14 protein-coding genes are annotated in these 18686 nt (G+C 48.9%); 11 read left to right on the plus strand and 3 right to left on the minus strand.

Annotation, left to right across the window (positions count from 1 at the left end):
• Positions 1-23: 23 nt before the first annotated feature.
• The 10 genes from ACFOLF_RS25705 to ACFOLF_RS25750 all read left to right on the plus strand — a co-directional run bounded on the left by ACFOLF_RS25705 (position 24) and on the right by ACFOLF_RS25750 (position 13206).
• Positions 24-947: a dockerin type I domain-containing protein gene (locus ACFOLF_RS25705; RefSeq protein WP_210044096.1), complete on the plus strand. Its 924-nt coding sequence runs from the start codon at positions 24-26 to the stop codon at positions 945-947.
• Positions 948-1115: 168 nt separating this feature from the next.
• Positions 1116-2756: an extracellular solute-binding protein gene (locus tag ACFOLF_RS25710; protein WP_210044097.1), complete on the plus strand. Its 1641-nt coding sequence runs from the start codon at positions 1116-1118 to the stop codon at positions 2754-2756.
• A 138-nt stretch (positions 2757-2894) separates the two neighbouring features.
• On the plus strand, positions 2895-5147 hold the full coding sequence (locus ACFOLF_RS25715) for a helix-turn-helix domain-containing protein (RefSeq protein WP_210044098.1): 2253 nt from the start codon (positions 2895-2897) through the stop codon (positions 5145-5147).
• On the plus strand, positions 5137-5922 hold the full coding sequence (locus ACFOLF_RS25720; RefSeq protein WP_210044099.1) for a helix-turn-helix domain-containing protein: 786 nt from the start codon (positions 5137-5139) through the stop codon (positions 5920-5922). Before ACFOLF_RS25715 ends, ACFOLF_RS25720 begins: the two co-directional genes overlap by 11 nt.
• A 374-nt stretch (positions 5923-6296) precedes the next feature.
• Entirely contained in the window at positions 6297-7442 is a 1146-nt protein-coding gene (locus tag ACFOLF_RS25725; protein ID WP_210044100.1) for a cohesin domain-containing protein, read from the plus strand.
• A 27-nt stretch (positions 7443-7469) separates the two neighbouring features.
• Positions 7470-9509 carry a glucuronyl esterase domain-containing protein gene (locus ACFOLF_RS25730; RefSeq protein ID WP_210044101.1) on the plus strand — a complete coding sequence of 680 codons (2040 nt, stop codon included), beginning with the start codon at positions 7470-7472 and terminating at the stop codon, positions 9507-9509.
• Between the two features lie 219 nt (positions 9510-9728).
• Positions 9729-10286, plus strand: a complete 558-nt coding sequence (locus ACFOLF_RS25735) for an NAD(P)H-dependent oxidoreductase (RefSeq protein WP_210044102.1) — start codon at positions 9729-9731, stop codon at positions 10284-10286.
• Positions 10287-10776: 490 nt separating this feature from the next.
• Positions 10777-11658, plus strand: coding sequence for an NAD-dependent epimerase/dehydratase family protein (locus tag ACFOLF_RS25740; protein ID WP_210044103.1), 882 nt, complete (start codon positions 10777-10779; stop codon positions 11656-11658).
• A gap of 167 nt (positions 11659-11825) precedes the next feature.
• A complete protein-coding gene (locus ACFOLF_RS25745; protein WP_210044104.1) occupies positions 11826-12377 on the plus strand; it encodes a TetR/AcrR family transcriptional regulator in 552 nt (183 codons plus the stop codon).
• A gap of 76 nt (positions 12378-12453) precedes the next feature.
• Positions 12454-13206: a glucose 1-dehydrogenase gene (locus tag ACFOLF_RS25750; RefSeq protein ID WP_210044105.1), complete on the plus strand. Its 753-nt coding sequence runs from the start codon at positions 12454-12456 to the stop codon at positions 13204-13206.
• Positions 13207-13793: 587 nt separating this feature from the next.
• On the opposite strand, the gene ACFOLF_RS25755 is transcribed toward ACFOLF_RS25750, so the two are convergent.
• Together ACFOLF_RS25755 and ACFOLF_RS25760 are read right to left on the minus strand one after the other, a co-directional pair.
• A complete protein-coding gene (locus tag ACFOLF_RS25755; protein WP_210044106.1) occupies positions 13794-14237 on the minus strand; it encodes an SRPBCC family protein in 444 nt (147 codons plus the stop codon).
• Between the two features lie 2 nt (positions 14238-14239).
• Entirely contained in the window at positions 14240-14578 is a 339-nt protein-coding gene (locus ACFOLF_RS25760) for an ArsR/SmtB family transcription factor (protein WP_210044107.1), read from the minus strand.
• A 674-nt stretch (positions 14579-15252) separates the two neighbouring features.
• Between ACFOLF_RS25760 and ACFOLF_RS25765 the strand changes: the two genes are divergently transcribed.
• A complete protein-coding gene (locus tag ACFOLF_RS25765) occupies positions 15253-17391 on the plus strand; it encodes a serine hydrolase (RefSeq protein WP_379113395.1) in 2139 nt (712 codons plus the stop codon).
• A gap of 71 nt (positions 17392-17462) precedes the next feature.
• On the opposite strand, the gene ACFOLF_RS25770 is transcribed toward ACFOLF_RS25765, so the two are convergent.
• Positions 17463-18623, minus strand: coding sequence for an ROK family protein (locus tag ACFOLF_RS25770; RefSeq protein ID WP_210044108.1), 1161 nt, complete (start codon positions 18621-18623; stop codon positions 17463-17465).
• Positions 18624-18686: the final 63 nt, after the last annotated feature.

Genomic DNA, 18686 nt, shown 5'->3' on the forward strand with positions numbered 1-18686 from the left:
TGGAAAGGAGAATGGAAAAGCCTATGAGATTGGGAGCGGGCGTAAGAAGATTGCTGGCGGCACTACTGCTGGGTATGACAGCAGGCCTCGGAGGATTGCCGGCTGCGCAGGCTGATAATGCGGAGAGTCCTTCTTTCGGGAGCATCCAGCTGCTTCCTGCCGTCGAGGGGGATTTGAACCAGGACGGCAACCGATCGGTCGGGGACTTGGCGATCGCAGCTTCGTCTATCGGCAGAACATCCGCCGATCCCGACTGGGGCAGCTATGCCGGTGCGGATGTGAGCGGGGACGGGCAGGTGGATATAGCTGACGTGTCCGAGATTGCCCGCTGGATACTGTCGGGCGTGGCGGAGGAGACAGCAGCCATCGTATTAACCGGACCGGGTACCGCAAGAGCGGGTGATAGCTTTGACTTGATATACGGATTAAGCGGGCGGAAGAGCGCCATAACCGCTGAGGATCTGACCTTGACGTATAATCCGGATCAACTGGAACTGACCGGCACAGAGGCTTTGGATGCCGAACGCTACGCGATCCTGGATCATGTCCAGTCACCGGGCGGAATTCGGTTCATAGCGGTCCGATTCGGAGAGCTGCAGTCCAGTCCAAGCGGCGACTTCGTCAAATTGCAGTTTAAAGTGAAGCCGGAAGCGGCATCGGGAGCATCGGCGATTACCGTTACCAGGTTGATTGTCAGTGACGGTCAAGGCATAGAAACTTCAGTGGGCAGCGCAGCCCATCATGTGACGATAAGCACCTCGCTGCCGGGTGATTACAACCACGACGGGAAAATGGGCGTAGGCGATCTGGCGGTTACCGCAAGATTCTATGGCCGGACTTCGGAGCAGCCGGATTGGATGGAAGCCAAGGATTATGACCTGAACGGAGATGGCATAGTCAATATACAAGACTTGGCGGAAATAGCAGCAGCGATTTTTGCAGGATAAGGAATAAAAAACTGCCACAAAGCATGCATGATATGGTGGAAGGAAGATTCTTTTTGGAATAATGTTAAGGCTCGGAAACAAGTATATGGACGTTTCCAGCTCACGCCTGCTACAATGATATTACTTCCAAAAGCTGGTGAAATAAGAGAAGGCGAGGCTGACAGATCCATGGTTATATGGAAGCGATTCCGGGTACTTACTGCCGCTAGTTCCTTAATGATTTTCTCCATGCTGCTGACGTTGACATCCTGCAACCCGGCAGCAGAATCTTCCGCCCCGCCCCTTGCAGCAGAAAAGCCTCAAATTACCGTCGGCATTTATGATCGTGGAAGCGTTCCCACCGCGGAAGGCACGGTAGACAATAACCGCTGGACCCGGTGGATTAACGAGCATAGTCCTGTGAATGTCAAATTTGTTCCGATCTCGCGCGGCGATTCCGTGCAGAAGTACAAGATGCTGCTGGCATCGGGAAAAGCGCCGGATTTGATCCTGGACTACGAATGGTCCTTTCTTAATGAGTTGATTGCCAATCAGCAGGTGCTTCCCATCGATGATCTGGTTGACCGCTACAGCAAGGATTACAAGCAGCTGCTGGATGCGTATCCTTCGGTGCGCAAGCTGGCCACGGAAGAGGACGGCAATATGTATCTGATCGCCCAGATAACAGGGATCAAGACCAATCATTCCCTGCTCATCCGCAGCGATTGGCTCGATGCGCTCCATCTGGAGCAGCCGCGTACGGCCGAGGAATTATATGAAGTATCGAAAGCGTTTACATATCAGGATCCTGACGGAAACGGCATCAAGGATACGCTGGGAATTAACTTTGCGGGATTGGGCTCGCTGCTGAACGGTCAAACGGCAGGCGGCATACGGCCTATCGATATGATGTTCCAGAACGTCGGTTATATCCTTGAAGACGGGAAGGTTATCCGGGCCTGGGACCGCGTGAAGGCTGCCCTGGACTATGAGAAACAATTGTTCGAGGACGGACTTATCGACCATAATTTCCTGGCGGACAGCAGCGGGGAGAAGGCCAAGCTCGATTTTGTGAACGGCAAGCTCGGCATATTCTGGGTAAGCAGCGGCATTGAGGATGCCTATCCCATTATCCAATCGCTCATTGATAAAGTCCCGTCCGCCAAAGTGAAGGCAATGCCGCTCCCGGAGGGGCCATTCGGTCAATTCAATCCGTTCGCCAAAGCCCCGGTTCAGCTCGTCGGAGCGATCAACAAGCAGGCGGAAAGCCCCAGGGATGTAATGAAATTCATCGACTTTATCGTGTCGGAGGAAGCCTTGACGGCGCTCCGGTTCGGGATAGAAGGCGAGCATTATTTCATCAATAAGGAAGGCTGTTATCAATATACCAGTCGGGAGAAGTATAATCGCGAGATGGCCTGGACCCTGGATCTGTACATGCCGGCTTCACGCATTATATTGGGCAAATGCAACTCGCTGGCGGCCTCGCTTAATCCGGAGGATCCGATCGACAAGGATTACATCATGATTGAGAAGCAGGGGGAGAAATTCTCTCTGAATCCCGCCCTGCAATTCGCTTATCCCATCGGGAATTGGCCGACCCTGCCCCAGACGCTGCAATTATCCATCAATGACGGCACCAAGGCGCTTACCGACATCTATAATAAAGCGATTGTGAACCCGTCGTATTCGGTTGAGCAGGCCGTTGCGGACGCACGGAATGCCTGGGAGCAGTCCGGAGGGCTTGCGGTGGATGAATATTACGGAAAATGGTTCACGGAGAAAAAGGATAGAGTGCTGTTCACCAAAGACTATTATTCTATCCGGTAGGGTGCCGGTTAACCTTGCAAAATAGCGGTCTTAAGTCAAGCTTGCTGCGCTGCTGCAAACGCTTGTTGTTGTGTCAATTGGGATACAAATTGTATCAGTTGGTGAATACAATGCTCATTTAAGAATTGAGGCGCCCCCGTGAACCGGAAATGGTTATATCGACAGCTCATTCCCTATGTCTCCTTTTTCGTGATGGTGCTTATCACTTTGGCCTGCATTACCTTCATCTCCCTGAACGACATGTCCAAGAAAGCCTCGCAGCAGGTCAATGCTTTAGCGACCGAACGCCTGCTGAGGCTGGTCGATTACTCGCTGCAGGAGATTGATAAGCTGGTAATAAAGGAATTGTCCGATAATTCCAGGCTGATTCGCTTCTTCTACGACAGCAAGGGCCTCGTCCTGGAGGAAGGCGCAGCCTCGGAGACGATCAGAGGCTGGAAGGTCATTAATCCGCTGATCGACTCGGTCTATCTGTACCGGAGAAGCGACAATACGGTTTTGACTAATCTGATGCGGATTCCCTTGTCCGCATTCCCGGATGCCGCCTTTCTGATTCCGCAGCTGAAGGAGCAGCCCTCCAAGCCGTGGAGCGATCCAAGAAGTTATCAGGAGCCGATATTTCAAGGCAGGACGGAACAGGTCGTCTCCCTGGTGAAGGATATCCCGTTCGCGAACGGAGAGCTCGGAGCCCTGGTGGTTAATGTCAAAACCTCCTCCATTAAGGCACTGCTGAATCCGGATTCCCAAATAAACGACGGCTATATTGAGCTGTTTAACCGGTCCGGCCATTCCTTCAGCGGCTCCGGCTCGGAGGAGGATGGGAAAATTCTGGCGGAGCTGCGCTCCGAATATACAGGATGGACGCTTCGCAGCGGTCTTAGCCGTTTTGCAGTGAAGCAGTTTCCCGAAGCCTCCATTATCATTCCTGCCGCTGCGGCATTATTTTTCACGATTATCGGCATTTTGTGGTTTATATTTATCGCCAGAATCAACTACAAGCCGATCGGTACGATCATGGACCGGCTGCAGTCTTTTACACAGCGGAAGGACAATATCATCGATTTTGAAGGCAATCATGAATTGATCATTATCGATTCCGCCATCGACCGTTTGATCCGCCAATCCATCGATTACGAGAAAACGCATGAGGAGGATCTGGTCTATAAGAAAAAGGTATTTTATCATGATGTGCTCATGGGCAACCGTGTCGTCGGGTCTGAGGAATGGCGGCGCGAGATGGCTGGCTTGCAGCTTCCTTACGATTCGCAGCAGTTTCGCGTCATTGTGGCCGAGATCGACAAGTATCCGCAATTTTGCGTGGAATACAGCCAGCGGGATCAGAATCTGATCAAATTCGCGATGGTCAACGTTGCCAAGGAAGTAGCCCTGTCCGTGAAATGCACCATTTGGCTGGAATGGCTGGAGAGCAACAAACTGGTTATGCTGCTTCTCGGCGACCCTCATAATGAAGTTCAAAAAAAGCCGGGCGTCACGGATCTGCTCGAACCCTTCCGCAGATGGGTCCAGGAGCATTTGAAATATACGGTAACGATTGGAGTAGGCAGTATCGTCGATTCGCCGGACAATATCTCGCTTTCGTTCGAGCAGGCGTCGGATACATTGAAGCAAAAGATTTTTTCGGGAACGAACAAGGTCATTTTTACGGAAAATACCATTGAGGATACGTACTACCTGTCGATTCATGAATTTTTGCCGGAAATCCGCCGAATACCGGTCATGTACCGGATGGGAGAGCCCAATTGGCAGGAAGCGTTCAATGAGCTGTTCGATTCGTTCCGCTCCGGAAGCATGAACCGGGATGACGCCGTTGCGCTGATCAACGTGCTTCTCAATACATTCCACAGAGAGATCAAAGAGCTTCCGGTGGATTATCAGAAAGTGTGGGAGAGTCTGGCGCTGCCGATGCTTAGCCAGACCTTCTCCACATTTGAAAGCCTGGAGGAGGTGCAGCAATCGTTTCTTGGTCCCTTGCTTACCTTCGAAGCACAGATGAAGCATTTGCGGGACAGCAAGCAGTATGCCTCCACAGTTGAGGAGGTACGACGCTATATTGATGAACATTATACAAATCCTGATCTCTCTCTGATTCATCTTGCCGATGTATTCAAAATCAATCCGAAATATATAAGCTACCTGTTCAAGGAACAATTAGGCATCAATTTCATCGATTATCTGTCTGTCGTCAGAATGGAGAATGCCAAGCAGATTCTATTGTCCACCGATCATTCGATTCCCGATATTGCCGTCCAGGTGGGTTATATTCATGCCGTTTCCTTCCATAGAGCCTTCAAGAAAATTGTTGGTGTGACGCCTGGGATTTACAGGAAGAAGAAAGAGCTCAATACGGGGGAGCGTTCATATGGGCATTAAACGATTTCAAAACCATATTCCCAGAGTCGTCTATTTTGTGGATCGGCGCTGCTTCCCCGAGTGGGAAATAGAGAAGCAAACGATCCACTTTCATGATCTTACTTTCGTCGTCGAAGGCCAGGCGGTTTATAAGGTGGACGGCCGGCAGCATGCGGTAGAAGCCGGTGACGTCATCTATATTCCGGCGGGCTGCGTCCGGGAGGCCAAGACGGTCAAGGAATCCCCGATGCACTCGTTCGCCTTCAATTTTGTATGGATGGACGCCTATCACAACAATCCTCTGCCATTTGAGAGGGTGAACAAGAATTTCAATACCAATGAGATATTCATTCATATCAGAGAGTTCAATGATGTCTGGATGAACAAGCAGCCGGGATATGTGATGCGGGCACGGGGGCTATTTCAATTGATCCTTCATCGTCTGCTGTCGATTTATTACGATCAATCCCTCGACACTCCCTATGATCCCAGAGTGAACAAAGTCAAGGCGTATATTATGGAGCACTTCGCTGAAGAGGTGGATATCGCGGAGATCGCCGCCATGCTTCAACTGCATCCTTTTTATTTAGGCAAGCTTTTCAAGAAAAATACGAATTATTCGGTCAAGGAATATATCAACAAAATACGCGTCAATCATGCGGAGATGATGCTGCATACAGGGGGATTTACCGTGAGCGAGGTAGCGGACCGGTGCGGGTTTAACGATATTTCGTATTTTAGCAAAGTATTCAAAGCGAGCAAAGGTTATTCTCCTTCTATGGCTGCAAAACTATAGTTAGTTTGAGCATTTCAAAAAAAATTACGATTTTTATATGGGATATATTATTATAAATATTTGATAATTACCAATTATTTTTGGTTTATCCATGGATTACAGATTATCGAATTCATATAATAACAACGTAAGAGGAGGCTGCAGTGAAGGGAGGAAAAGGTAGAGCATAATGCAGCCGCTATTTTCAACCTTATAGAATGTATAAGTTTCACATTTATCCATTTCTATAAGGTCTGAGGGAAGAAGCTTGCTGCGCCACCAAAGGACGGCGACAGCCGTTTCTTCTTATCTGGGCAATCTTCTTCGGGGATAAAATAATCGAAAAGAGGTGCCTTGGCGTCCAGGCAGCTTAATTCAAAGGAGAGATTAGGATTATGGGGAAAAGACTTTTATCCTGCATGCTGGCGATTGCTATGGTTTTCATAATGGCTAATACGCACGCCATGGCCGCAGACAGAGCCAGCGTCTTCGTCATGTTCTGGAATAATGACGATGCCAAAACCGTAAGCTTGTTTGAAACAAAGCACGTAGGCGACACAGTGGAAGATATAGTCCCGGCAGACTTGATACGCGAAGGCTATACGTTTGACGGGTGGTACCTGGATAATGAGACCTTCGTTAACAAATGGGATTTGAAAACGCCAGTTACCGGAACTAATCTGTTTCTATTTGCAAAATGGATAAAATCGGGCATTAGCGGCGGGAGCGTTCTGACCGGACCCGGAAGTGTTTCAGCCGGAGAAGCATTTGACATTACTTACAGTTTGAAGGATTACAGCGGCGAGGGGCTTGCGCAGGATATCACCGTTTCCTTCGATGCCGGCAAGCTGGAATTTGTCGGTTCGTCATCGCTGGACGAGGACTTTATCATCGTTGATCATAAAGAATCGGCACCGGGGGTTATTCGCTTCCTTAGCATTTTCCTCGACGATTTACAGACCGGTCCGGACGGCAGCCTGATGAAGCTGAGCTTCAAGGCGAAAGCGGACGCTGCAAGCGGGCAAGCGGATGTCAAAATCACGAATGCGGTGGTCGCTGACGGTGCAGGAGCAGAACATGAAGTCTCGGGAGCTTCGCATTCAATCGAGATTATCGGCGTCGAGAAGCTGACATTGGCCGAGTTGATTGAACAAGCGGGGACCTTGCATGACAACGCAGTCGAAGGAAAACAGGTCGGTCAATATCCGGCAGGCTCGAAAGCGGTGCTGAATACGGCGATCGTGGCGGCACAGCAGGTGCTGAACAATCCGTCCTCCACATTGACGGATATCGAACAGGCTGCAAATCAATTGAGGCAAGCGGTAAAAGTATTCAGCGATTCAGTCATTGTATACATTCCTGGAGATTACAACGACGATGATCAATTGAGTGTGGGCGATTTGGCAGTTATGGCAAAATCGTACGGCAAAACATCAGCTGATCCGGACTGGGATCTGGTGAAGAGCGGCGACATGAACGGCGACAACAAGATCGATATCGAGGATCTGGTGCTGGTAGCCCGAATGATCATTGAATGGTAGACCAATAGATAACAAGGAGGATGCACAATGTCCAGAGCGAAGAAATTATTATTCCTGCTGCTTTGTCTATTAATGATTTCAGAGACGGTTTCTACGGCAAACGCCGCCACAACCCCAACGGCCTTCCCGACCTTCCCGAATGTCGGAAGCCTTCAGCCTATTTATGAATTGCCTAATCTGTTTAAGTTTAATGACGGATCTATGGTTGAAACCGCTGCGGATTGGACGTCGCGCCGTGCGGAAATTGCCAATATGCTTCAATACTATGAATACGGCTACACTCAAAGGCCGGATACGCTAGTGGCAACACGTACCGGCAATACGCTGAATGTGACCATGACCAAAGAATATCCAAATCCTGACGATCAGGCAGCACCGATTGTTAAAACAACGACCTTTAGTGTTGCTTTCACGCTTCCAACCAAGGAGAATCTTGATACCATTGGCCAAAGCTTCCCGGTTCCGGCGTTTATCGGCGGCGGTCCGACAGGCTATCAGGCAAAGGGATATGCCTCTATCCCATGGCCAGGCAACACCAATGTTGGCAATAACGCCAATTACACCGGGACGTATTACGACTTGTTCCCTTACGACCCTGACAGTGTCGAGTTCAACACGGGCAAGCTGATTGCCAGCGCATGGGCCGCATCACGGGTTATAGATGCTCTGGAATGGCGTGATCCGGTTACCGGCAAGGGTCTTTTCCCTGAAATTGACGAAACCCAAATGATTTCTGCCGGATTTTCGCAAAATGGCAAGAGAGCGCTGTTGGCGGGCGCCTTTGATGAGCGCATGGGTATGGCGTATGTGCAGCATTCCGGCCAGTGGGGCGCGTCCAGTCTGCGTTTTACCCATGACTCCAAAAAATATCCCGCAGGCAACAACAACACCTATACGAACTATACAGCAGACGAAATGGATCCGAGCAGCTTGTACAGCGCCCGCACAGGCCTGCGCAAAGAACAGATGAGTCAGAATCAGGGCAGCTATGTTGCATGGTTTTCGTCTCGTGTGCAGCAGTTCACCAACGCCAACAAGTATGATTATCCGCTGGATCACCATGCTTTGATTGCGCTGATGGCGCCGCGCCCTGTGATGATAACAGAAGGTATGGACGATTTCTGGAACGGTCCTGAAAGTGTGGCTATCTCCACTGCCGGCGCAAAACCCGTATTTGAATTGCTGGGTGCGTCCCAGAACCTTGGGCTTGTCATCTCCCCCAAGACAAGACACGCGCAAACCAATCTTGAAACAGCCTCGGCTTTTGCCATGGCGGACATGAACTTCCGGGGGATTGCACCAACATTCACGGATTACCGCGGGAATGACATTGCAACCCAATCCGTTGTCCCAAGAGACTTCACGTTCCACCCGTTTGAAATCGACCCGACGGCAATACCATGGTCGGTACCGGGGCAGTATGGCGTTGCTACCGTTAATAAACGAGATTTTGTAGAGGGCCTTCCTGTAACGATACCGGTTGTGTCCGATGCTTCTGCGGTTACGATCAAGGACCCTGACGGAAAAGTACTAAGCACTCAGAATGTTGTAAACGGAAAAGCATCATTTGAGCTTGCGCCCAATCAAACCAAGGCCGGATATTATACCATTACCGCTTCCGGCGCAGAGAAGCGCAGCCGCGACATCAAGATTGAATGTATGACATTGGAATACATGTTCCGTCCGGAAATTCTGCTTGAATCCGAAGAGAACACATGGCATTGGGCTTTTCCCGAAAAAATCAACCCAGACACCATCCGCGTTTCCTTCGACAGCCGCAGCTATGAGGAGCTAAAAAAGGATATTCATAACGCTTCCGCAAATGTAAACGCACCAAGCACGGAGTACTCTCTTGAAATCCAAAACTATGGCGTCATGATACGCCGGTTTGGCAGGGATTACAAAGCCGGTCAAGCCCGCTACTTCGACGAGGCGCAGGGCAAAATGGTCACAGCCAAATTCGATCCTGTCAAAGTTATTCATATTGATGGCATTGAATTCCCGGATGTGCTTCCTGGCTATACCTTCTCGTTGACCATGGATATACCGGACGATTTGAATAATTGATGAACGAGCCTGTCTAAAATCAAACCCAAAAGCTGCGGACAAAAATATGCCGCAGCTTTTGGGTTTCTTCATGCGCCGCATGATGTACGTCGGCAGCCCAAACCATAACGGCACGGGAAGCTCCGGTATTTATTTAGCCAAGTCCAGTATATTTATCACTTGTTTGTTCACAATAATTTTGAAAATCAAATCCATGTTTGGAAAAGAGGCACATATGCAATGAAACATTTAATCATTTTTTCGCATCCCCAAAAAGACAGCTTTAACCATGCAATTTTGCAAAAGGCCACGGAAGGTCTCCGGAAAGGCGGGCATGAAGTAATTGTTAGAGATTTATATGATATGGGGTTTGATCCCGGCAAGAATATCTTTGAAGGAGCCGACGATGATGTACTCCGGGAACAAGAACATTTAATTTGGGCCGATGTAATCAGCTTCATATATCCCATTTGGTGGACAGGTCTTCCATCCATGATGAAAGGATATATTGAACGTGTTTTTTCATATGGATTTGCTTACAAATACATGGATGGAGTTCAAAAAGGTTTGCTAAAAGGAAAAAAAGCCGTGATTATTAATACGCAAGGTAAGTCCCTTGCTGAATATGAAGCAAATGGCATGCAGGATGCACTTCGTCTCACTTCTGATAAAGGAATATTTGAGTATTGTGGATTTGAAATACTGTATCACATATTCTTTGATTCAGTTGACCGCTCGGATGAACCTACGCGGAAAGCTTGGCTTGAAAAGGTAGCAGATATGACAAGTAAAGCGTAATATTGAAATTGAAGAGTAATATCTGAATCAAGTCCGCATTATCGCGGACTTTTAGTTTTCTAACCATATAACTTCTCATTATTCCAGCAGCAATTGAAAGGATTGCAAATAATTTTGATTGATCAATCAATAAATTTACTATTGCAAATCAATAGGGTGCGATTTATAATCAAATTATGATTGATCAATCAATAATAAGAAGCGGTGGCAACAATGAAAATATTCGTCAAGAAAAAAAACAAAAAAATGACCGATGAGGAAGTGAAAATATGAAACATAAAAAAATTATTGATAAGTGCTGGCGTATTCCTTTTACTTGCGGTTACTTACCTAAGTTTTGATTTTTAATTTGAATTAGAGGATAAATTTATTGAAGTTTAATTATTAATTATTGATTAATCAATTACTAAATGATGTTCTTGGAGCCTTTCCGTGTAGGAACAAAACAGGTAATTTTGCAGCTAATATTGAAAATACAGGAGTGAAAACGATGCGTAAAGCAATAGTTATTAGAGCAGGTCGTGGAATAGGTGGAGCATTAGTCGATGAACTAATAAGGGAAAGTGTAGATGTCATTGCCATTTCCGGGTCGCAGCGCAAGTTGGATCGGTTGAAAGAAACTTACCCTAATGCAACGAATTTGATTACTGTGCAGGGAAATGTACAGAATCCGGATGAACTACTAGTGGCTTCGTTGGGGGTAGACGTTATTTTCTGTGGCATCTATTTGACGTATGATGAGAAACCTGAGGCGGTTCAAGAAATGCTCAAAGCAGTTGAGAAAGTTTCGTCTCAAACGGGTGCGAAAGTTGTTGTAATCGAAGGTGTCTATCGTCCTGATAGAGAGAGCAAAATGACGTTCTCCGATAAACATTATTTACGTTTGATTAGTCCAGAGTTATATGGAGCAGCCGCTTCTAATACAATCATTCATTATCCGCTCAAAAAAATCGCGAAAGGGAAACCTGCGAAAGTTATAGGCAATCTATCTTTCAAACGGGAATACCTGTATCTCAAAGATGCCGCCAGATATGTGGTCGAGCTTGCCTTACAGGCATCCTCGTATGGGAAAACCTGGCGACTGCGCGGGGGGCCGGCAATTTCAACGGAAGAGCTGCTTTCCCTTGCAGGTTCGGCTATAAAAAGTGATCCCCATATCAAGCGAATCGGCGGATGGAAGCTGCGCCTGCTTCAAGCGTATGAGCCAGGAGCTAAGGCTTTTATGGAACTCTATGAAAGAGAAGACGGGGAGTCCCGAGAGAATAGTCTGGAATACAGCGGAAACGGATCGGTTACACCATATGAGGCGGGCACAGCCGAAACGATAACCAGCATGGTGGAAAGGTATAGAAGCCAGTCTTCGAAGGTATAACCAAAGATTGGTGCGGAGCTTATAAAGACCTGGCTCCGCATCAATTTCGTATAAAATTTGAATTCCTATAGTATTTGTGCTACAATACCTATCAACTAGTAAGTAAGTATCAATATGAGGTAAGCAACTTATTTGACACTTACTAATTAGTTGGTTAAAATGCGGATATGGACAATCGAAAAACACAAATTGTTGAGTTGGCGTTCAATTTAATTCAAGAAAAAGGTTACGTAGCATTCAGTTACGATGATTTGGCTAAGCCGCTCGGTGTAACCAAAGCCAGTATCCATTACCACTTTGAAAAAAAGGAGGATTTGGGGTTAACTATTGCCGATAGAATGCTGCAGGCTCTGGAACAATTCCCAGTACGCTTTGCATCACATACAGCTCAAGAAAGACTAAATAAATTTATTGAAGAGAGAATTGAACGATTCGGTGACCATGAAATCTGTCCGCTCTCCTCTCTTCAAACGGATTATGAGTCATTGCCGCAAGAGTTACAAAAAAAGGTTCAATTAGTTAGTCAAAAGGAAATAGCCGTGCTTGCGGATATTCTGACAGATATGAAAAGCGAAGGCTTACTTGAAAGCTCCAGCGACACCAATTCTTTAGCGTATCTAATTCTTTCTTGTGGTAAAGGAATTTTACAGTATCAGAGGGTTCTGGGTATAAGCGTATTCCCGCAATTATTCAAAGAAATGAGTCGCCTGATCTTTTAAAGAGAATGGCGACAAAAAAATGAAATAAACTTATTTACTAGTAAGTTAAATAAAATAACATTTAGGAGTGTTGAACATGGGTAAACTCGAAGGAAAAGTAGCGGTCGTAACGGGAGGAAACACGGGGATTGGTCTTGCAACAGCCCAACAATTCGTAGAAGAAGGAGCGTATGTTTACATCACGGGACGTAATCAGGCCGGACTTAATGATGCAGTGGAGCAAATCGGGAGAAATGTGACGGCAGTTCAAAGTGATGTTTCGAAAATAGCGGATTTGGATCGGCTTTACGATATTGTGACGAGAAACCACGGACACATTGACATTCTTTTTGCTAATGCCGGTATCGTGGAACACGCTCAATTGGGCCAAATAACAGAAGAAATTTTTGATCACAGTTTTGGTATTAATGTCAAAGGTGTGTTGTTTACTGTTCAAAAGGCGCTTCCGCTTTTTCGTGATGGCGGCTCGATTATTCTAAACAGCTCCGTCCAAGGCACCAGCGGTTCTTCTGGAGGAAGTATTTATGGTGCGACCAAAGCGGCCGTACGAGCTTTTGCGCGCAACTGGCTGGTGGATTTGAAAAATCGGCAGATCCGGGTTAATGTTGTAAGCCCCGGACCAATCAGAACGAACGGTCTGGCTGCAATTGCAGGTCCTGAGGAAGAACAACAGAACAAATTGCTGGAAGTCCTGGCAAACGCTGTACCGCAAGGAAGATTGGGCAGACCCGATGAAATTGCCAAGGCCGTTCTGTTTTTAGCTTCGGAGGATAGCAGTTTCGTAAATGGCATCGAACTCTTTGTTGATGGTGGCATGAAACAAGTATAAATTGGAAAACTTGCGTCTAACCCAAATAAGATACAGTGACGGCCAATTCCCTGTCGGGGAACTGGTCGTTTTTATTTCCGCGCGTGGTGTCGAGTTTTTCATTCGTTTATTTTGCCCTCTGATGACACAAACATCCCAACTTAACAATTCAATAAAATCAAGGAGCCTTGTTAGTATTGAGGGGATGTTTGTGTCGCGATCCAGTGACACAAACATCCCCTCATACGGTTCTATGGCACAATCATGTACGCATAAGAATCGATAATTATTTGCGGTGAATGCTCACCATGATCGCGTCTGCATTGGCGGCGGCGGCCGGCGATAGCCGGCAACGACCGTCTCCGCGACGTCCGGCGTCCCGATCGGACACGCCGGACGTCGCGGCCTGCTGCACAACGGGGGGGGGCGACCCTGATGCCAAAGCCGACGAGGACCGTGTGGGAGGACGATGCATCCTCGTCGCGGGCGCCGGTGGGACTTGGCCCATGCCGCCGTAGGCATCTTGCGAGCAGCCGTCTCACGGAGAGGATATCTGTTCGAAGATGAGAGGGACCCATGAAGGCTCCCTTTCTGTTCTTGCTCGCCATCTACTGCTTCTTGTCGTGCAGGTGCGTTGTCAAATCGTCCAGCGCATTGGACCAGCCATCGTAAAAGTACTTATCGCCGGGTTGACCGACCAATCCGCGCAGGTGGAAGATCATCTCGGTGCGGTCGCCCTGTGCGGTGAGGGTTAGGGTCACGACAGGGGAATTCTCGATGGGATCATCGGGGGAACCCCAGGTGAAGACGAGCCGTTCGAAAGGTACGACATCGAGGAACACACCCCCGGTGTGATACTCCTCGCCGGTCTCGCTGTTGACCATTGTGTAGCGGTAGCGTCCGCCTTCGCGGACGTCGAAGGAGATGGACTCCAGAGGTGTCGAAGGCAACCAGGCGGCGAGTTCCTTCTTCTCGGTCCAGGCGCGCCACACGAGCTCGCGGCGGACATTCAGGGTGCGGGTGATGGTGAACTCCGGTGCGGATGTAGACATGTTCATTGCTCCTCCTTTTTGATCATGGTCTTGAGGTGTTCTTCCAGTGCGTCGATGCGCTGGTTCCACTCACGGCGGTGTTTCTCGACCCAGGCCGATGCCTCATCGAGTGGCTCGGTGCGCATCGACAGGGTCCGCCACTGTGCATTCGCTGTGCGTTCGATCAGTCCTGCTCGCTCCAGCACATTGAGGTGCTGGGAGATCGCGGGTGCGCTAATCTCGAAGGGCTCGGCGATCTCCCCGACTGTCGCTGGCCTCTGTGACAGCCTGGTCAGGATGTTTCGGCGTGTCGGATCGGCAAGCGCAGCGAAGATGAGGCTGAGTGAGTCCTTCGCAGCCAATTAATAACCTCCTTAATTAAGTATATTATTAAATATAAGCCACAATGTGTAATCATGTCAAGCTGCCTGGAAAGGGTAGTGACGCACAGGACGAAGGATCGCTGGTGCGTACCTCGGCGGTGTGATGGTCTCGATGCGGGTGACAGGCGTCGGAGCGAGTTGCTAGGAGTTGATGCGCCCAGAGCCGATGGTGACTGTTCGCTGCCGACTTCCGTTTGTTTTGTTGGCATGTTTGTGTCACAACATTCTTCATCAACGGAATTGAATTTGAATCGTACGAAGCTTATAAGAATATGTTTGTGTCATTAGATATCTAGTTATCGATAATTTAAAGGAGATGTTACAGGTGCCAGTCTATTAAATATGGAATCTTATGGAACGACTGTGCCTCGGCTGCCGTAATATTATTACCCTCAAACAGGCAATTGTCCCGCTTAAATCTCCCATTGACAAAAATTACCCCTTTGATTACTATATCCTTAATAGATATATCCATAATGGATGTATCGATAAGTGATATTAAATCGATAGGGTTATCATGCGTGGATGATCCAATGACCTGATGGAGGTGATTTCTTGCCATAGCAAGAGAATTGTGGAATGCGGAAACAGTGATCTATATGAGACAACAATCCCATGGGAAAAATAAACGGTTAAGAGGAGTGAGCGGATAATTGAAACGGTTATTTTGGAAGTCGATGTCCTATGCAGGAGTTAAATCGTTAGTTATTGCGGCCTTGTCCATATCGCTCATAACACCAACAGCGCTTGCAGCAGAGGTTAGCAGCAGCAGCAGCGATTTGCAGCAGCCGAAGGACCTGACGGCAAGCAGCGCGGAAGTATTTCTGGATGAATTCTTTTCATCGGATGTTGTGAAACCCAATTATGTCGGAGCTTCAGTCGTCATCGTCAAAGACGGCCAGATCATCGCCGAAAAAGGCTATGGTTATGCAGATGCATCGAAGCAGAAAGCGGTAGACCCTGCCCAGACCGTGTTCCGCATCGCTTCCGTATCCAAAACCTTTACCGCTGCGGCCATTATGCAGCTTGTGGAGCAGGGGGAAATCGACTTGAAAGAAGATTTCCGCAGCTATGTCAACAATCTTGATTTCGACAATCCGTTTGATAAGCCTGTCACGGTCGAGCAGCTGCTCACCCACACAACCGGATTTGAAATCCGTGACCCGCAGGCAGAGGATATCCATCAGGATTTCGACAGGTTCGTGGAGATCGAAGACTATGTCCGCGGGCATATGCCGCCGGTAGTCCGCGAGCCCGGGACTTCATACATGTATGATAATTTCGCCTATCTGCTGCTGGGTCTTATTGTCCAGGAGGTCAGTGGAGAGCCCTACCAGACTTATATGGACGATCATATATTCGGTCCGCTCGGTATGGAGAACAGCGGTTTTCTGCTTGAAGGAAAGCTGAAAGAGAATCTGGCGATTGGTTATGATGCAGCCGGTAAACCGCTTGAGCTGTATACGGTTACACCAACGGTTATGCCGCATGGGGGGATGCTGTCGACCGCAGAGGATGTCGGTAAATTTATGACGGCATTCCTGAATGGGGGAACAAGCGGTTCAGGCCGTATTTTGTCAGAGGAATCCGTAGCTTCGATGGAACAATACCGTTCCTTTATTCATCCTTTGCTGCCCGATACCACCTATGGTTTTGAGGCGCCTTTCCAGCTTCCCGGAGCCGGCAGCAGCCCGCAAATCATTACCAAAGCCGGTGATTTAAACGGCTTCAGCTCTTATCTATTCCTGATTCCCGAACAGAATACCGGTGTTTTTCTTACTTACAACAAAGCGGGAGCGCTGCGGAATCTGTTCTATCCCCAGTTCATATCAACGTTCTTCCCGCAGTATGCCCAACCGGCTGTGCTGGACGAATATACACCGCAGTCCCCGCAAGAGCTGGATAAGTTCAAAGGGCTTTATGCCGATCTCCGGCTGAATGTTTTTGTTTCATCGCTTGGTGCTGATGAGCAGGGGGCGCTGTCGATTTCCGATACGTTTCTCGGTCCCCGCAGCCTGCGGCAACTAGACGATAATTTGTTTGTCGATAATATAACGAATCAGTTTACCGCGTTCAAGCTGGATGAAAACGGACAAGTCGCTTATATGAAGGAGCCCTATATTAATCCGCTGGGGTACAGCGGCAAGGGCGAGGAGGCAGTCGGGTTCAGCGATGTGAAGGATAGCCACCCGTATGCCAAATATATATTCGCGCTGCAGTCCCTGGGCTATTATCCTAATGATGCCGGAGAAGCATTCCATCCGGAGCAAAACGTAACAAGAGCGGAGTTTGTACAGAGAATATTGGAAGCAAGCCTTATCAAGGGCAGTAAAACAACCGAGCTTGCCTTCAAGGATATTGAAGGTCATCCGGCTGCGCCTTTCATTCAGATGGCCTATGAAATGGGTATGGTCACGGGAAACAGCGCCGGCCAGTTCGAGCCGGATCGGGCTATTACTCGCGAGGAGTATGCAGTCACGCTGTGGAGGCTCCTCAAAGCCCAGTACCCGCCGGAGATTTTTGAAGATGTGAAGCTGTCGGGGATAACGAAGGAATGGGCGGTTCAAGCCGTGCAAATGACGGTTGCACTGGGCTTGCATGGCCCGGAGGTTCAGATTGAGCCCGGAGGCGCTGCCGACTTCCATTCGATGAAGCCGGTGACACGTAAAGAGGAAGCGGCGGTCTTGTTCGCCATCCTTACCCAGCCAACTGATCAAATCGTGGCCGCGAAGAAGGCGGCTGCGGAGCAGCAGGCCAAACCCGACGCAGAAACGGCTGCAAAAGCATCATAAGATTCAGCGCGTTTCACCGATACTCCCGCTATTTTAGAGGAGGGTAAGCCCATTTCAGGAATGAAACGGGCTTACCCTCCGTCTTTTATTTTCACGAAAAACCGGCTGATTGCATAATACGCGGCTCCTCTTACCGCAGACTGTTCACTCAGCTCCGCAAACAGGATCTGCAGCTTCTCCCGGTGATAAGAGAGCGTACGTCTGCTTACGGCATCGCGCACAGCATCACCGATCCACTCGCGGGCCCGGCTCATCCGGTTGCCGATAATCACGACCTCGGGATTAAACACGTTGACAATATTGGCAATGCCAATCCCCAAGCATTCGCCGATCCTCCGCAGAAGCTCGATTACCTTTTCATCCCCTCTGCCGGCAGCTGCCAAAAGAGCCTCCAGATCGCCATAGCCCAAGGGCTCGGCCTGCTCAAGCAGCGCATTCTCGGAAGCGTACAGCTCCCAGCAGCCTTTATTGCCGCAGCGGCAGGGCTTGCCATTCATCTCGATCGACAAATGTCCGAGCTCACCGGAGAAGCCCGAAGCGCCCTTGTATAATTCTTTCCCGAGAATAATCCCGGTTCCGATCCCGATTCCCACACTGACATAGATTTGATCGGCAATTCCGCGCCCGGCGCCGTACTTCTGCTCACCCTGGGCTCCGGCATTCGCTTCATTGTCGATGGTAACCGGCACGCCGAAGCGCTCTCTCATGATGGCTTCCATCGGCACATGGGACCAGGCCAGATTCGGCGCAAACAGGATGTCGCCCTGATCATTGACGATTCCCGGGACGCCAATGCCGATCCCCACAAGACCGTAAGGACTCTCGGGCATGGCTGCGATCAAGGATTCGATGCAGTCATTCAGCTTCGGCAGCACGTCTTCAATCTCATGGGCCTTGAGCGTCAGCTCGCGCCCGGATATGACCGCTCCCTCCAGATCCGTAAGAACACCGCGGATGTAATTTACCCCCAGATCGATGCCAATGGCGTAACCTGCGCTGCCCCTGAATACCAGCATAACCGGCTTGCGTCCACCGCTTGACTCGCCAGGACCGGTCTCAATTACCAGATGAGCATCAATCAGATCCTGAACCAGACTGGATACGGTTGCTTTGTTAAGTCCGGTTTGCTCGGATATTTGGGCCCTGGATAGAGGAGCGTTCTTCAAAACGGCATCCAGCACAATCGCTGTATTGATTTTTTTGACAAGGGCCAAATCTCCGGTCGTTTTCATCGCTCAGGTTTCCTTTCTTCCAACTTCCTGTTCCACAATCATGGATATGGGAACGATTTTACC

Origin of the sequence: Paenibacillus sepulcri (assembly GCF_042647105.1) — a bacterium.
GTDB lineage: Bacteria > Bacillota > Bacilli > Paenibacillales > Paenibacillaceae > Paenibacillus_Z > Paenibacillus_Z sepulcri.

Bases quoted from the DNA above. Each gene is read 5' to 3' on its own strand.
- ACFOLF_RS25745 (WP_210044104.1), top strand. From the start codon at position 11,826: ATGGACAATCGAAAAACACAAATTGTTGAGTTGGCGTTCAATTTAATT.
- ACFOLF_RS25710 (WP_210044097.1), top strand. From the start codon at position 1,116: ATGGTTATATGGAAGCGATTCCGGGTACTTACTGCCGCTAGTTCCTTA.
- ACFOLF_RS25740 (WP_210044103.1), top strand. From the start codon at position 10,777: ATGCGTAAAGCAATAGTTATTAGAGCAGGTCGTGGAATAGGTGGAGCA.
- ACFOLF_RS25730 (WP_210044101.1), top strand. From the start codon at position 7,470: ATGTCCAGAGCGAAGAAATTATTATTCCTGCTGCTTTGTCTATTAATG.
- ACFOLF_RS25720 (WP_210044099.1), top strand. From the start codon at position 5,137: ATGGGCATTAAACGATTTCAAAACCATATTCCCAGAGTCGTCTATTTT.
- ACFOLF_RS25770 (WP_210044108.1), bottom strand. From the start codon at position 18,623: ATGAAAACGACCGGAGATTTGGCCCTTGTCAAAAAAATCAATACAGCG.
- ACFOLF_RS25750 (WP_210044105.1), top strand. From the start codon at position 12,454: ATGGGTAAACTCGAAGGAAAAGTAGCGGTCGTAACGGGAGGAAACACG.
- ACFOLF_RS25725 (WP_210044100.1), top strand. From the start codon at position 6,297: ATGGGGAAAAGACTTTTATCCTGCATGCTGGCGATTGCTATGGTTTTC.
- ACFOLF_RS25735 (WP_210044102.1), top strand. From the start codon at position 9,729: ATGAAACATTTAATCATTTTTTCGCATCCCCAAAAAGACAGCTTTAAC.
- ACFOLF_RS25755 (WP_210044106.1), bottom strand. From the start codon at position 14,237: ATGTCTACATCCGCACCGGAGTTCACCATCACCCGCACCCTGAATGTC.
- ACFOLF_RS25705 (WP_210044096.1), top strand. From the start codon at position 24: ATGAGATTGGGAGCGGGCGTAAGAAGATTGCTGGCGGCACTACTGCTG.